This window comes from Agarivorans litoreus (assembly GCF_019649015.1).
Classification (GTDB): domain Bacteria; phylum Pseudomonadota; class Gammaproteobacteria; order Enterobacterales; family Celerinatantimonadaceae; genus Agarivorans; species Agarivorans litoreus.
Window position 1 is genome coordinate 2732111 of sequence record NZ_BLPI01000001.1, and the last position, 13803, is coordinate 2745913.

10 protein-coding genes are annotated in these 13803 nt (G+C 45.0%); all 10 read left to right on the top strand.

Going from position 1 to position 13803, the window contains the following annotated elements:
• The first annotated feature begins 47 nt into the window (after positions 1–47).
• The 10 genes from rplL (at position 48) to fusA (ending at position 13765) form a co-directional block, all read left to right on the top strand.
• Complete coding sequence (gene rplL / locus K5L93_RS12680) at positions 48–413, top strand: 50S ribosomal protein L7/L12 (protein ID WP_220720169.1); 366 nt, start codon at positions 48–50, stop codon at positions 411–413.
• A gap of 225 nt (positions 414–638) precedes the next feature.
• Positions 639–4673 carry a DNA-directed RNA polymerase subunit beta gene (rpoB, locus tag K5L93_RS12685; protein ID WP_220720170.1) on the top strand — a complete coding sequence of 1345 codons (4035 nt, stop codon included), beginning with the start codon at positions 639–641 and terminating at the stop codon, positions 4671–4673.
• Positions 4674–4755: 82 nt separating this feature from the next.
• A complete protein-coding gene (gene rpoC / locus K5L93_RS12690) occupies positions 4756–8961 on the top strand; it encodes a DNA-directed RNA polymerase subunit beta' (RefSeq protein ID WP_220720171.1) in 4206 nt (1401 codons plus the stop codon).
• Positions 8962–9102: 141 nt separating this feature from the next.
• Complete coding sequence (locus K5L93_RS12695; RefSeq protein WP_220720172.1) at positions 9103–9486, top strand: RidA family protein; 384 nt, start codon at positions 9103–9105, stop codon at positions 9484–9486.
• Positions 9487–9489: 3 nt separating this feature from the next.
• On the top strand, positions 9490–9879 hold the full coding sequence (gene tusD, locus K5L93_RS12700) for a sulfurtransferase complex subunit TusD (RefSeq protein WP_220720173.1): 390 nt from the start codon (positions 9490–9492) through the stop codon (positions 9877–9879).
• Positions 9876–10235, top strand: a complete 360-nt coding sequence (gene tusC / locus K5L93_RS12705; protein WP_220720174.1) for a sulfurtransferase complex subunit TusC — start codon at positions 9876–9878, stop codon at positions 10233–10235. Before tusD ends, tusC begins: the two co-directional genes overlap by 4 nt.
• A 1-nt stretch (position 10236) precedes the next feature.
• Complete coding sequence (tusB, locus tag K5L93_RS12710; RefSeq protein ID WP_220720175.1) at positions 10237–10512, top strand: sulfurtransferase complex subunit TusB; 276 nt, start codon at positions 10237–10239, stop codon at positions 10510–10512.
• Between the two features lie 143 nt (positions 10513–10655).
• A complete protein-coding gene (rpsL, locus tag K5L93_RS12715) occupies positions 10656–11030 on the top strand; it encodes a 30S ribosomal protein S12 (protein ID WP_016404065.1) in 375 nt (124 codons plus the stop codon).
• 94 nt (positions 11031–11124) lie between these two features.
• The gene (gene rpsG / locus K5L93_RS12720; RefSeq protein ID WP_016404064.1) at positions 11125–11595 is read left to right on the top strand and encodes a 30S ribosomal protein S7; all 471 of its coding nucleotides are present in this window, start codon (positions 11125–11127) and stop codon (positions 11593–11595) included.
• Between the two features lie 76 nt (positions 11596–11671).
• Complete coding sequence (fusA, locus tag K5L93_RS12725; RefSeq protein ID WP_220720176.1) at positions 11672–13765, top strand: elongation factor G; 2094 nt, start codon at positions 11672–11674, stop codon at positions 13763–13765.
• Positions 13766–13803: the final 38 nt, after the last annotated feature.

Genomic DNA, 13803 nt, shown 5'->3' on the forward strand with positions numbered 1-13803 from the left:
GTTGCTACATTATTTTATAAATTTAATTGAATTTAGGAATTTGAGTCATGTCTATCACTAAAGACCAAATTATCGAAGCTGTTGCTGAAATGTCAGTAATGGACGTTGTTGAACTAATCGAAGCTATGGAAGAGAAGTTCGGCGTATCTGCTGCTGCTGCTGTTGCTGTTGCTGGTGACGCTGGTGCTGCTGCTGAAGAGCAATCAGAATTCGACGTAATTCTTACTGCTGCTGGCGCAAACAAAGTTGCTGCTATTAAAGCAGTACGTGGCGCTACAGGTCTAGGCCTGAAAGAAGCTAAAGGCCTTGTTGATTCAGCTCCTGCTACTGTTAAAGAAGCTGTATCTAAAGAAGAAGCTGAAGCTCTTAAAGCTGCTCTTGAAGAAGCTGGTGCTTCTGTTGAGCTTAAGTAATCTACCTATAAGTAGATTGCAGCCTTTATAGGCTATGGCTGGTGGTTATTTAACCACCGGCCTTTTTGCGCTGTAGGACGCCGTCTTTTTTATCACCGTTTTAGATGGTGCGTCTAGCAAAGAACTTAGGGAAAGCATTCCCTTCGACAATGACAAACGGTATGTAAGAACTGTCCCAGATTTTGCGGACAGAGTGGGTCACTTATCAGCGAGCTGAGGAACCATATGGTTTACTCTTATACAGAGAAAAAACGCATTCGTAAGGACTTTGGAAAACGTCCTCAAGTAGTGGACACGCCTTACCTGCTTTCAATACAGCTTGACTCTTTTGAGAAATTCATAGAGATCGATCCTGAAGGCGAGTATGGGCTGGAAGCTGCATTCCGCAGTGTATTCCCGATTGCCAGTTATTCAGGATATTCAGAGCTACAATATGTTAGCTATCGTCTTGGCGAGCCGGTTTTTGACGTTAAAGAATGTCAAATTCGTGGAGTCACCTACTCTGCTCCCTTACGCGTTAAATTGCGTTTAGTGTTATTTGATCGTGAGGCTCCGGCTGGCACGGTTAAAGACATCAAAGAGCAAGAAGTATACATGGGCGAAATCCCATTAATGACAGGTAATGGTACCTTTGTTATCAACGGTACAGAGCGTGTTATTGTATCCCAATTACACCGCAGTCCGGGTGTGTTCTACGATCACGATCGTGGTAAAACACACTCTTCCGGTAAAGTATTGTATAACGCTCGCGTTATTCCTTACCGCGGTTCATGGTTAGACTTCGAATTCGATCCTAAAGACAATTTGTTTGTCCGTATCGACCGTCGTCGTAAACTGCCTGCTTCAATTATTTTGCGCGCGTTGGAAATGACCACGCAAGAAATTCTTGATACCTTCTTCGACACTACCACTTTCGAATTGAAAGACGGCAAAGTGATGATGGAGCTTGTGCCAAGCCGCTTACGTGGTGACACTGTATCCTTTGACGTTGTGCTAAACGGTGAAGTACTGATTGAAACCGGTCGCCGAGTAACAGCGCGCCATATTCGTCAGCTGGAAAAATCAGGTGTTGAGCAAATCGAAGTACCGGTTGAGTACCTTGCTGATAAAGTATTAGCTGAAGAGTATGTTGACGAAACGACTGGTGAAGTAATTGCCGAGGCTAACAGCGAGTTAAACCTAGAGTTAATTGCTGCGCTTTCGCAAGCCGGCCACACGGTGTTAAAAACTATTTACACCAATGACCTAGACCAGGGTTCATTTATTTCTGATACCCTGCGTGTAGATTCTTCAACTAATCGCTTGGAAGCATTGGTTGAGATTTACCGCATGATGCGTCCTGGTGAGCCACCAACAAAAGACGCAGCGGAAGCCCTGTTTGAGAACTTGTTCTTCAACAGCGACCGTTATGACTTGTCGACAGTTGGTCGAATGAAGTTTAACAGTCGCGTTGGTCGCGAAGATGGTTCAGTATCAGGCGTACTTGATAAAGAAGACATCATTAAGGTGATGCAGACGCTAATCGAAATTCGTAACGGACGCGGTGAAGTTGATGATATCGATCACCTTGGTAACCGTCGTATTCGTAGCGTAGGTGAAATGGCAGAGAACCAATTCCGTGTTGGTTTGGTGCGTGTAGAGCGTGCTGTTAAAGAACGTTTGAGCCTTGGTGACCTAGATGCATTGATGCCACAAGATCTTATTAACGCTAAGCCAATTTCAGCTGCAGTTAAAGAGTTCTTTGGTTCAAGCCAATTATCTCAGTTTATGGATCAGAACAACCCGCTTTCTGAAGTAACACACAAACGTCGTGTTTCTGCATTAGGTCCTGGTGGTTTAACCCGTGAACGTGCCGGTTTTGAAGTACGTGACGTACACCCAACGCACTACGGTCGTTTATGTCCGATTGAAACTCCGGAAGGTCCAAACATTGGTTTGATTAACTCATTAGCGGTTTATTCTCGTACCAATGAGTTCGGTTTCTTAGAAACTCCTTACCGCAAAGTAATTGAAGGCCAAATCACTGACGAAGTTGATTACTTATCGGCTATTGATGAAGGTACTTATGTGATCGCTCAGGCGAACGCAGAAGCGGATGCCGATGGCAAATTACTTGAAACAGATTTAGTTCCTTGTCGCCACAAGGGTGAGTCAACCTACATGCCTACTGATCAAATTCAGTACATGGACGTAAGTCCACAACAGATTATTTCTGTTGCTGCATCGTTGATTCCATTCTTAGAGCACGATGATGCAAACCGTGCATTGATGGGTTCTAACATGCAACGCCAAGCTGTACCAACATTGCGTGCTGACAAACCGTTAGTGGGTACTGGTATTGAACGTGCGGTGGCTGTTGATTCTGGTGTGACGGTTGTATCTAAACGTGGTGGTACGGTTGACTACGCAGATGCTAGCCGCATTGTAGTTAAAGTAAATGAAGACGAGATGCTTCCTGGTGAAGCGGGTATCGACATTTACACGCTAACTAAGTACACCCGTTCTAACCAAAATACCTGTATCAACCAGCGCCCTGTGGTTAAAGCTGGCGAGCCAGTTTCTAAAGGTGACGTACTCGCAGATGGTCCTTCAACTGACTTAGGTGAGTTGGCATTGGGTCAAAACATGCGCGTAGCGTTCATGCCTTGGAACGGTTACAACTTTGAGGATTCAATCGGTATTTCTGAGAACGTAGTTAAAGAAGATCGCTTTACTACTATTCACATTCAAGAGTTAAGCTGTATCGCTCGTGATACTAAGCTTGGCAGTGAAGAAATTTCAGCCGATATTCCAAACGTTGGTGAATCAGCGTTAAGCAAACTTGATGAGTCAGGTATTGTTTACGTAGGTGCTGAAGTTAAGCCAGGTGACATCTTAGTGGGTAAAGTAACCCCTAAAGGTGAAACACAATTAACCCCTGAAGAGAAGCTATTGCGTGCCATCTTCGGTGAGAAAGCGTCTGATGTTAAAGATACATCACTACGTGTACCTAACTCTGTATTTGGTACCGTAATCGACGTTCAAGTCTTTACTCGCGATGGCGTAGAAAAAGACAAGCGTGCTCAAGAAATTGAGTCTATGCAGCTTAAAGAAGCGAAGAAAGATTTAACCGAAGAATTCAAGATCCTTGAAGACGGTATCTTTGCTCGTGCTAAATCTGTATTGATTGCAGCTGGCAAGTCAGAAGCTGACTTAGATCGCCAGCAGCCTGCAGAGTGGCTAGAAGCGGCATTAAGCGATGAAGACGCGCAAACGCAGCTAGAGCAAATTGCTGCGCAATACGACGAAATCAAAGCTGAATTCGACAAACAGTTCGACATTAAGCGCCGTAAGATCACCCAAGGTGATGACTTAGCGCCTGGCGTACTGAAGATTGTTAAAGTTTACTTAGCAGTTAAACGTCGTATTCAACCTGGTGACAAGATGGCTGGTCGTCACGGTAACAAAGGTGTAATTTCTACCATTGTTCCTCGTGAAGATATGCCTTATGACGAAACTGGTCGCCCAGTAGACATCTGCTTGAACCCACTAGGTGTACCATCGCGGATGAACATCGGTCAGATCCTTGAAACCCACTTAGGCTTAGCCGCTAAAGGTGTTGGTGAAAAAATTGATGAAATGCTGAAAGTTCAGCGTGAAATCGAAATGGATAAACTGCGTGACTTCATCCAGAAAGTGTACAACGTAGGTGATGACGCGCTTAAAGTTGACGTTGCTAGCTTCACTGATGAAGAAGTAATGACTTTAGCTAAGAACTTACGTGGCGGTGTGCCAATGGCTACCCCAGCATTTGATGGTGCTAAAGAAGCTGAAATTAAAGAGCTATTACGTTTAGCCGACTTACCTGATTCAGGTCAAATCGTGTTACGTGACGGCCGTACCGGTCAAGAATTTGAGCGCCCAGTAACTGTTGGTTACATGTACATGTTGAAACTTAACCACTTGGTTGATGACAAGATGCACGCTCGTTCTACCGGTTCTTACAGCTTGGTTACTCAGCAACCTCTAGGTGGTAAAGCACAGTTTGGTGGTCAGCGCTTCGGTGAGATGGAAGTATGGGCACTAGAAGCATACGGTGCTGCTTACACCCTACAGGAAATGCTAACGGTTAAATCTGATGACGTTAACGGTCGTACTAAAATGTACAAGAACATCGTTGATGGTAACCACCAGATGGAGCCAGGCATGCCTGAGTCGTTCAACGTGTTGCTCAAAGAGATCCGCTCTCTTGGTATCAACATTGAGTTGGATGAGCTGTAAGCACAGGACTTCACCTGAATTAAAAGCAAGGCGGGCGTTTCATTAGAAACGCCCCAGGTTTAACTCCAACCTGGAGAGAAACGTGAAAGATTTACTTAAGTTTCTTAAGCAACAAAGCAAGACCGAAGAGTTTGAAGGCATTAAAATTGGCCTAGCTTCACCAGATCAGATCCGCAGTTGGTCGTTTGGTGAGGTGAAGAAACCAGAGACGATTAACTATCGTACTTTTAAGCCTGAGCGTGACGGTTTATTCTGTGCCCGTATTTTCGGCCCAGTTAAAGATTACGAATGTTTGTGTGGTAAATACAAACGTTTGAAACACCGTGGTGTTATCTGTGAGAAGTGTGGTGTAGAAGTTACCCAGTCTAAAGTTCGTCGTGACCGTATGGGCCACATTGAACTAGCTTCTCCTGTAGCTCACATCTGGTTCTTAAAATCACTACCATCGCGTATTGGTTTATTACTAGATATGACTTTACGTGATATTGAGCGTGTACTTTACTTCGAATCATTTGTTGTGACTGAGCCTGGCATGACCAGCTTAGAGCGCGGTCAAATGCTTACCGAAGAAACCTACCTTGATTCACTTGAAGAGTACGGTGATGAGTTTGAAGCTAAAATGGGTGCAGAGGCTGTATTAGCTTTATTGCGTCATTTAGAGCTTGACCAAGAAATCGAAGTAATGCGCGAAGAGTTACAAACAACTAACTCTGAAACTAAGCGTAAGAAGACCACTAAGCGTCTTAAGCTTATGGAAGCGTTCCGCGATTCAGGTAACAAACCTGAGTGGATGATTATGACCGTATTGCCGGTTCTTCCACCAGATTTGCGTCCACTAGTTCCACTAGATGGCGGCCGTTTTGCTACGTCTGATTTGAACGATTTATACCGTCGCGTAATCAACCGTAACAACCGTTTGAAACGTCTATTAGACCTAGCTGCTCCAGACATCATTGTGCGTAACGAAAAGCGTATGCTGCAAGAAGCAGTAGATGCCTTGTTAGACAATGGTCGTCGTGGTCGCGCTATTACTGGTTCTAACAAACGTCCGCTTAAATCTTTGGCTGATATGATCAAAGGTAAGCAAGGTCGTTTCCGTCAGAACTTGCTAGGTAAGCGTGTAGATTACTCAGGTCGTTCGGTAATTACCGTTGGTCCAACACTGCGTCTACACCAGTGTGGTCTTCCTAAGAAAATGGCACTTGAGCTATTCAAACCATTCATTTATGGCAAGCTAGAGCTGCGTGGTCTTGCGACTACGATTAAAGCTGCTAAGAAAATGGTTGAACGCGAAGGCGGTGAAGTTTGGGATATTCTTGAAGAAGTTATCCGCGAACACCCAGTATTACTTAACCGTGCACCAACCTTGCACCGTTTGGGTATTCAAGCCTTTGAGCCTGTGCTAATTGAAGGTAAAGCTATTCAATTACACCCGCTAGTGTGTGCGGCTTATAACGCCGACTTCGATGGTGACCAAATGGCGGTACACGTACCGTTGACCCTAGAAGCACAGTTAGAAGCACGTTCGTTGATGATGTCGACCAACAACGTACTATCACCAGCTAACGGTGAGCCTATTATCGTTCCTTCGCAAGACGTTGTATTGGGTCTGTACTACATGACTCGTGAACGTGTTAACGCTGAAGGTGAAGGTATGTACCTTTCTGGTCCTAAAGAGGCAGAAAAGTTATACCGTGCTAAACAAGCCAGTATTCACGCACGTGTAAACGTACGTATTACCGAGGTTGTTGTAGCCGAAGACGGCTCTAAAATCGAAAAGACTGAGATTAAGCAAACTACCATTGGTCGTGCCATTTTATGGTTAATTGTACCTACAGGTTTGCCATTTGATTTAGTTAACCAGTCAATGGGTAAGAAGCAGATCTCAGGATTGCTAAACACCTGTTACCGTAAACTAGGTCTTAAGCACTCAGTTATTTTTGCTGACCAATTAATGTACACCGGTTTCCATTATGCAACCTTGTCTGGTGCCTCTGTAGGTATTAATGACATGGTTATCCCTGATGCTAAGAAAGACATCGTGGAAGAAGCCAGTGACGAAGTAAGTGAAATTCAAGAGCAGTTCCTAGCTGGTTTGGTAACCGCAGGCGAGCGTTACAACAAAGTAATCGATATTTGGGCTTCGGCTAACGAAAAAGTATCGAAAGCGATGATGGATAACTTGTCTACTGAAACAGTTATCAACAAAGATGGCGAAGAAGAGACGCAAGGCTCGTTCAACAGCATCTTTATGATGGCTGACTCGGGCGCTCGTGGTAGTGCAGCTCAGATCCGTCAGCTAGCTGGTATGCGTGGCTTGATGGCTAAACCGGATGGTTCGATTATCGAAACGCCGATTGTAGCTAACTTCCGTGAAGGTTTGAACGTACTTCAGTACTTCATCTCAACTCACGGTGCGCGTAAAGGTTTGGCCGATACCGCATTGAAGACGGCAAACTCGGGTTACTTGACCCGTCGTCTAGTTGACGTTGCGCAGGATTTGGTGGTTACCGAAACTGACTGTGGTACCGAAGAAGGTATCATCATGACTCCTCATATTGAGGGTGGTGATGTTGTAGAACCGTTACGTGAACGGGTACTAGGTCGTGTACTAGTGGGTGATGTTATTAAGCCAGGTACCGAAAACGAAGTACTGCTTAAAGACAAAACACTACTTGACGAAAAACTGTGTGACCTTCTAGAAGAAAACTCAGTGGATACCGTGAAAGTTCGCTCTGTCATTAGTTGTGAAAACGACTTTGGTGTGTGTGCACTATGTTACGGTCGTGACCTCGCTCGAGGCCACTTGGTTGGCCGTGGTGAAGCGGTTGGTGTTGTTGCTGCTCAGTCTATTGGTGAGCCGGGTACTCAGCTTACTATGCGTACCTTCCACATCGGTGGTGCTGCGTCGCGTGCTGCTGCAGAGAACAGCATTCAGGTTAAGAACGCAGGTACTATTAAGCTACACAACGCTAAAGTAGTTACCAACAGTGAAGGCAAGCTTGTTGTTACTTCTCGTTCTACTGAATTAACCATTATTGATGAAATGGGGCAAACCAAAGAAAGCCACAAGCTTCAATACGGTAGTATCTTAGAAGTGGTTGATGGCGGAGCGGTGGCCTCTGGCGATACAGTTGCTAACTGGGACCCACACACTCACCCAATTATTACTGAAGTACCAGGTCGAGTTAAGTTTATCGACATGGTAGAAGGCATAACGGTAAGTCGCCAAACTGATGAGTTAACTGGCCTATCTAGCATTCACGTACTGGACCCTAACGAGCGCCCTGGCGCTGGTAAAGAAATGCGTCCAATGGTGAAATTGGTGGATGGTTCTGGTAACGACGTTCTTATTGCTGGTACCGATATTCCTGCTCAGTACTTCTTGTCTTCAAAGGCTATTGTTAACCTTGAAGATAACGCTGAGGTAGGTGTTGGTGACGCGATTGCTCGTATTCCTCAAGAATCTAGCGGTACTAAGGATATTACCGGTGGTCTGCCTCGCGTAGCTGACTTGTTTGAAGCTCGTCAACCTAAAGAACCTGCGATTTTGGCAGAAATTACCGGTACCATTAGTTTTGGTAAAGAAACCAAAGGTAAGCGCCGCTTGGTGATTACGCCAGCAGAAGGTGATGCTTACGAGGAAATGATTCCTAAGTGGCGTAACCTAAACGTGTTTGAAGGTGAAAAAGTGGCTAAAGGTGAAGTTATTGCCGATGGTCCAGAATCGCCACATGACATTTTACGCTTGCGTGGTATCAGCCCTGTAGCCAACTACATCGTAAACGAAGTGCAAGACGTATACCGTTTACAGGGTGTGAAGATTAACGATAAGCACATCGAGACTATCGTGCGTCAAATGCTTCGTAAGTGTTTGATTCTTGATGCTGGTGACTCTAGCTTCTTGCTAGGCGAACAAGCAGAAGTTGCCCGTGTGAATATCGAAAATCGTCAGTTGATTGCTGAAGGCAAACGCCCTGCGGTGTTCCGTCGTGAGCTATTAGGTATTACTAAGGCATCGCTATCAACAGAGTCGTTTATTTCGGCAGCGTCGTTCCAAGAAACTACCCGCGTGCTTACTGAAGCCGCAGTGGGCGGTAAACAGGATGAACTACGTGGTCTTAAAGAAAACGTTATTGTTGGTCGCCTGATCCCTGCTGGTACTGGTTATGCTTACCACGAGAAACGCCGTAACAAAGCTGAAGCTCCAGCGCCAATTACTGCAGATGAGGCCGCTGATAACTTAGCAGCTCTATTAAATGCAGCCCCTGGCGGTGATACAGAGTAGCAGACTCTACTAAAGCAAAAAGGCAGCCATTGGCTGCCTTTTTTAATGTTCGCTGTTTCATTACCTCGCTGTAAAATATTTGACAAGTGTTGTCGTTCGTCACAGACTCCATTTTTAAAACAACAAAATCCAGAGCATTTTATGAGCAAACAAATTGTATCTACAGAGGCGGCTCCAGCTGCGATCGGCCCATATTCTCAGGCAACTAAAATTGATGAGTTAGTATTCACTTCAGGCCAAATCCCGCTAAACCCAGAGTCGATGGAAATTGTGGAAGGCGGAATAAGCGAGCAAACAAAACAAGTAATGGAGAATCTAATGGCGGTATTAGCTGCTGCTGGCGCAGATGCTTCAACAGTGTTTAAAACTACCTGCTTTCTAAGTGATATGGCTAATTTTGTTGCCTTTAATGATGTTTACGCGAGTTACTTCCCAGAAAGTGCACCTGCTCGCTCTTGTGTAGAAGTGGCGCGTTTACCTAAAGATGTGTTGGTTGAAGTAGAAGCTATTGCGCATATTAAGTAGTTTATGAGCCTGACCTATACTTTGGTTGTTACTAGCCCCTTGTATGGTAAGCAGGGGAGTGCTTCGGCGTTAAACTTTGCCAAGGCGTTAGTTGAAGCCGGCCATCAGATAAAAACGGTGTTTTTTTATCTGGATGGAGTGAGTAATGGCCTATCGACATCTCTACCAGCAAGTGATGAAGTAAATATCCATCAGCATTGGCTCGATATTAAAAAAGCATCCGCGTGTTCGCTTCTTGTATGCAGTGCTGCTGCATATCGCAGAGGAATTATTGGTGAGGAAGCAGCTGCAGCAAACCAATTGTCGGCGAATATGCATAATGAGTTTAATATGTCTGGTTTAGCCGAAATGGCTACCGCTATGTTAAGTAGCGATAGAGTGGTGCACCTGTGAGCAAATCATTAGTGTTTGTATTTAGTCGCGCACCACACGGCAATTCTTTAGCTCGAGAAGCGCTCGATGCCGCACTTGCTGCCTCCGCTGTATCGGAAGATATTGTGGCGTATTTTGAGGGTGATGGGGTTTATCAGTTATTGAAAGGGCAAAATCCCACTAAGATTAAGCAGCGAGATGTGCTTCCTACCTATGGTTTGTTAGATTTGTATGACGTTGAAGAGATCTACGTTGATCAACAATCATTACAAGAACGCGGCCTTTCTTTAGAACAACTGGCTATTAGTGTTAGAGTTAAACAAGCAAAACAGTTCTATTCAGAATGCTGTCATGCTCATGCAATATTGAGGTTTTAGCATGCTACATATTATGCGACATCCTTATGCAAGTGAACCCTATGAACGCTGCCTTGATCAGCTTGAAAGCGGTGGGCATCTAGTACTCATCGAAGATGCCGTTTACGCATGGTTGCGAGATGACACGCGTTTAAAGGTTCTTGCGCAAAGCGCTAGAGTCTCGGTGTTAAGTGCCGATGTGAGTGCTCGGGGTATTGAAGTCTGTGATAGCGTACTGATCGATTACCAAGATTTGGTAACATTAACCGAGCAATACACGCCCTCTCTGACTTGGTAACACAGCTCTCAACCATCAAAAATATCAAGCTTGTGACCATCGCAAGCCTTGACTCTTTAGCTGCAAGCGCATAAAATTTCGCCTCCCCAAAATTGGGGTAGATTTTTTCACATGTTTAAATGTAATTTCAGGAGCTATTTCGAATGGCAACGATTAACCAGTTGGTTCGCAAGCCACGTGCCAGTAAGGTTGCTAAAAGCAACGTACCAGCACTAGCTGCGTGTCCACAACGTCGTGGTGTATGTACTCGCGTATATACCACCACACCAAAGAAACCAAACTCAGCACTACGTAAAGTAGCTCGTGTTCGTTTAACTAACGGATTCGAAGTAACTTCATACATTGGTGGTGAAGGTCACAACCTACAAGAGCACAGCGTAATTTTGATTCGCGGTGGTCGTGTTAAAGATTTACCAGGTGTGCGTTATCACACCGTACGCGGCGCATTAGACTGTGCTGGCGTAAGTGATCGTCGTCAAGGACGTTCAAAGTACGGCGCTAAACGTCCTAAGTCATAACGGCTCTCCGTTAAGTAAGGCCAAACATTAAGTTATAGCGAAGTTTTTTTAAAATTCGTTTTGGGGAAACCTGAAGCAAACCGGAGATATTAAAATGCCAAGACGTCGAGTGATCGGTCAACGCAAAATCTTGCCAGATCCTAAGTTCGGATCAGAACTACTGGCTAAGTTCATCAACGTAGTAATGGTTGATGGTAAAAAATCAATTTCAGAAAAAATTGTATATGGTGCATTAGACGCTGCTGCTGATAAATCAGGCAAGTCTCACCAAGAAATTTTTGAAGTTGCTCTTGAAAACGTGCGCCCATCGGTAGAGGTTAAATCTCGCCGTGTAGGTGGTTCTACTTACCAAGTACCTGTTGAAGTACGTCCAGTACGTCGTAACACTCTAGGTATGCGTTGGATGGTAGATGCAGCACGTAAACGTGGTGAAAAATCTATGGCTTTACGTCTAGCGGGTGAAATCCTAGACGCAGCCGAAAACAAAGGTTCTGCGGTTAAGAAACGTGAAGACGTTCACCGTATGGCCGACGCAAACAAAGCGTTTGCACATTACCGCTGGTAATTGGTTGCGCAGCTGCTTAGCAGCTGCGCTACTTTCTATGTGAGACTAAGGATTACTCCTTAGCAAGAGGATAACAATGGCTCGTACAACTCCAATTGAGCGCTACCGTAACATTGGTATTGTTGCTCATGTTGACGCTGGCAAAACAACAACTACAGAACGTGTCCTTTTCTACACTGGTCTATCTCACAAAATCGGTGAGGTGCATGATGGCGCAGCCACTATGGACTGGATGGAGCAAGAACAAGAACGCGGTATTACCATCACCTCTGCGGCTACTACCACCTTTTGGCGTGGTATGAACGCCCAGTACGACGAACACCGTATTAATATCATCGATACCCCTGGGCACGTTGACTTCACTATTGAAGTTGAACGTTCATTGCGTGTATTAGATGGTGCAGTTGTTGTATTTTGTGGTTCATCTGGTGTTGAACCTCAATCAGAGACAGTGTGGCGCCAAGCTGACAAATATTCTGTTCCTCGAATGGTATTCGTGAACAAAATGGATAGAGCTGGTGCAGACTTTGAACGAGTAATTGATCAAATCCGTGATCGCTTAGGTGCCAACTGTGTACCTATTCAGTTGAACATAGGCGCTGAGGACGAATTTGTTGGTGTTATTGACCTGATTAAAATGAAGGCCATTAACTGGAACGAAGCAGACCAAGGTACCACCTTCAATTACGAAGATATTCCTGCTCATTTGGTAGAGCGTGCAGAGGCTTTACACGAAGAACTCGTAGATGCTGCTGCAGAAGCTACTGATGAGTTAATGGATAAATATCTTGAAGAAGGCGAGTTGACTGAAGCCGAGATTAAGTTTGGTTTGCGTAAGCGCACCCTAAACAATGAGATCGTGTTAGCGACTTGTGGTAGTGCATTTAAAAACAAAGGTGTTCAAGCAGTGCTTGATGCGGTTGTAGAATACTTGCCTGCTCCAAACCACGTTGTAGCAATTAAAGGTACAGACGAGAAGGACAATGAAGTTGCTTGTCCGGCAGATGACGACGCGCCGTTTGCGGCACTTGCGTTTAAAATTGCCACCGACCCATTTGTGGGTACACTAACCTTTATGCGTGTTTATTCGGGGACGGTTGAAACCGGCACTGCGGTGTATAACTCGGTTAAACAGAAACGTGAACGTCTAGGTCGTATGGTGCAAATGCATTCAAATGACCGAAAAGAGATCAAAGAAGTTCGCGCTGGTGATATTGCCGCCGCGATTGGTCTTAAAGACGTAACCACGGGTGACACTTTATGCGATATGAACCGTAAAGTGATTCTTGAACGTATGGAATTTCCTGAGCCGGTAATTCAGATTGCCGTAGAGCCTCGTACCAAAGCTGACCAAGAAAAAATGGGTGTAGCTTTAGGTAAGTTGGCTGCTGAGGATCCATCGTTCCGCGTAGAAACTAACGAAGAATCTGGACAAACCCTTATCTCTGGTATGGGTGAGTTACACTTAGATATCATCGTAGATCGCATGAAGCGCGAATTTAGCGTGGACTGTAATGTTGGTAAACCTCAAGTCGCTTATCGCGAAGCAATCCGTAAGAAGGTTGAGGTTGAAGGAAAGTTTGTACGTCAATCGGGTGGTCGTGGTCAATACGGTCATGTTTGGTTGCGTATGGAACCTCTAGAGCCAGGTGCTGGTTACGAATTTGTCAATGAAATCGTTGGTGGTGTTGTTCCAAAAGAATACATCCCAGCTGTTGATAAAGGCTGTAAAGAGCAGATGGATCAGGGTGTATTGGCTGGCTATCCGCTACTTGATGTTAAGGTCACCTTATTCGATGGATCATTCCACGATGTTGACTCTAACGAAATGGCGTTTAAAATTGCCGGTGCAATGGGCTTTAAGAAAGGTGCATTGGACGCTGATCCAGTACTGCTCGAGCCGATGATGAAAGTAGAAGTTACAACCCCTGAAGATTGGATGGGTGATGTAGTGGGTGACTTGAATCGTCGTCGTGGCATAATTGAAGGCATGGACGATGGGGCTGCGGGCTTAAAGATTGTTAAGTCTAAGGTGCCGCTGTCTGCAATGTTCGGCTATGCTACAGATCTACGTTCGGCAACTCAGGGGCGAGCCTCTTACTCTATGGAGTTCCTAGAGTACAACGAAGCGCCGAAAAATGTTGCTGATGCTATTGTTGAAGCAAAGTAAACTAATTCAACTATGATTAATCTGTCTCGGGTGAGGCA

Excerpts from the sequence above, each read along its gene's own strand:
- tusD (WP_220720173.1), top strand. The coding sequence starts at position 9,490 with ATGAGCCTGACCTATACTTTGGTTGTTACTAGCCCCTTGTATGGTAAG.
- K5L93_RS12695 (WP_220720172.1), top strand. The coding sequence starts at position 9,103 with ATGAGCAAACAAATTGTATCTACAGAGGCGGCTCCAGCTGCGATCGGC.
- rpoB (WP_220720170.1), top strand. The coding sequence starts at position 639 with ATGGTTTACTCTTATACAGAGAAAAAACGCATTCGTAAGGACTTTGGA.
- fusA (WP_220720176.1), top strand. The coding sequence starts at position 11,672 with ATGGCTCGTACAACTCCAATTGAGCGCTACCGTAACATTGGTATTGTT.
- tusB (WP_220720175.1), top strand. The coding sequence starts at position 10,237 with ATGCTACATATTATGCGACATCCTTATGCAAGTGAACCCTATGAACGC.
- rpsG (WP_016404064.1), top strand. The coding sequence starts at position 11,125 with ATGCCAAGACGTCGAGTGATCGGTCAACGCAAAATCTTGCCAGATCCT.
- rplL (WP_220720169.1), top strand. The coding sequence starts at position 48 with ATGTCTATCACTAAAGACCAAATTATCGAAGCTGTTGCTGAAATGTCA.
- rpsL (WP_016404065.1), top strand. The coding sequence starts at position 10,656 with ATGGCAACGATTAACCAGTTGGTTCGCAAGCCACGTGCCAGTAAGGTT.